We start from the raw sequence: 1636 nt of genomic DNA, 5'->3' as shown, positions 1-1636 counted from the left end.
AGCCAGGAACGGAATGTTGTGCTCGATTCCGTCGACGACGAAGCTGTCGAGCGCTTCCGACATGGCATCGATGGCTTCCAGACGCGTCGGCGCCCAGGTGCACAGCTTGGCGAGCATCGGATCGTAGAACATCGAGATTTCGGAGCCTTCGGTGACGCCGGTGTCGTTGCGGATGACGACATCGCCGAATTGTCCTTCCTCCGGCGGCCGGTAGCGGGTCAGCCGGCCGATCGAAGGCAGGAAATTGCGGTAAGGGTCTTCGGCATAGAGCCGGCTTTCCACCGCCCAGCCGTTCAGCTCGATGTCGCTTTGCTTCAGGCCAAGCTTTTCGCCGGCGGCGACGCGGATCATCTGCTCGACCAGATCGATGCCGGTGATGAGCTCCGTCACCGGGTGCTCGACCTGCAATCGTGTATTCATTTCAAGGAAATAGAAGTTCTTGTCCTTGTCGACGATGAATTCGACCGTGCCGGCGCTCTGGTAGTCGACGGCCTTGGCCAGCGCCACAGACTGCTCGCCCATGGCCTTGCGTGTCGCGGCGTCCAGGAATGGCGACGGCGCCTCTTCGGCGACCTTCTGGTTGCGTCGCTGGATCGAGCATTCGCGCTCGCCGAGATAGAGCGCGTTGCCATGCGCGTCGGCCACCACCTGGATTTCGATGTGGCGCGGATCGACGACGAATTTCTCGATGAAGAGACGATCGTCGCCGAACGAACTCTTGGCTTCCGAGCGCGCGCGGTCGAAGCCATCGCGCACTTCGGCTTCGCTCCAGGCGATGCGCATGCCCTTGCCGCCGCCGCCGGCCGAAGCCTTGATCATCACGGGATAACCGATTTCGCCGGCGATCTTTTCGGCATGATCGGCATTCTCGATGACGCCGAGCCAGCCGGGCACGGTGGAAACCTTGGCGGCGTTGGCGAACTTCTTCGATTCGATCTTGTCACCCATCGCCTTGATCGCCTTGGGCTTCGGGCCGATGAAAATGATGCCTTCCGCTTCCAGCGCCTCACAGAAGGCCGCCCGCTCGGACAGGAATCCGTAGCCGGGGTGCACGGCCTGGGCTCCCGTCTCCTTGCACGCGGCGATGATCTTTTCAGGGACGAGATAGCTCAGCGCGGCTGGCGAAGGCCCGATATGCACCGCCTCGTCGGCCATCTCGACATGCACGGCGTCGCGATCGGCATCGGAATAGACCGCGACGGTGGCAATGCCCATCTTGCGCGCCGTCTTGATGACGCGGCAGGCAATTTCGCCGCGATTGGCGATCAGGATCTTGGTGAACATGCGAAATGTCATCCCTCGGGTCGGCCGTTCCTTTTATGGCCTGTGCTTGCAGGGTCAAGCCGACCATGCAATTCACTGCCTTTCAATCGACTTGCGATTCCAATTCATCGCTGTGGCCCAGTCGGGGAGCCAGCTGCCAGTTGATCGTGTCGGCAAAACCTGAAACCTTGGAAAAAAATTCGCATTGGAGGACGCCTGATGAAAACCCGCGCCGCTGTCGCTGTTGCCGCCGGAAAGCCGCTGGAGATCATGGAGGTCGACCTCGAGGGCCCGCGCGAGGGCGAAGTGCTGGTCGAGATCAAGGCGACAGGCATTTGCCACACCGACGAATTCACACTGTCGGGCGCCGATC

The 1636-nt window shown here is 61.3% G+C and carries 1 protein-coding gene and 1 pseudogene; one reads left to right on the top strand and one right to left on the bottom strand.

Going from position 1 to position 1636, the window contains the following annotated elements:
- A partial coding sequence (locus tag ENZ74_RS31205) for an acetyl/propionyl/methylcrotonyl-CoA carboxylase subunit alpha (RefSeq protein ID WP_164761363.1) occupies positions 1–1284 on the bottom strand: 1284 nt, incomplete at its 3' end.
- 198 nt (positions 1285–1482) lie between these two features.
- On the opposite strand from ENZ74_RS31205, the pseudogene ENZ74_RS31200 reads away from it, so the two are divergent.
- Positions 1483–1636, top strand: a pseudogene (locus ENZ74_RS31200) (S-(hydroxymethyl)glutathione dehydrogenase); the annotation flags it as partial.

The organism is Mesorhizobium sp. M7A.F.Ca.CA.002.15.2.1 (assembly GCF_003998715.1).
GTDB lineage: Bacteria > Pseudomonadota > Alphaproteobacteria > Rhizobiales > Rhizobiaceae > Mesorhizobium > Mesorhizobium ciceri.
The sequence above is the reverse complement of the archived record's forward strand: the minus strand, read 5'-3'. Positions and strand labels throughout refer to the sequence as shown.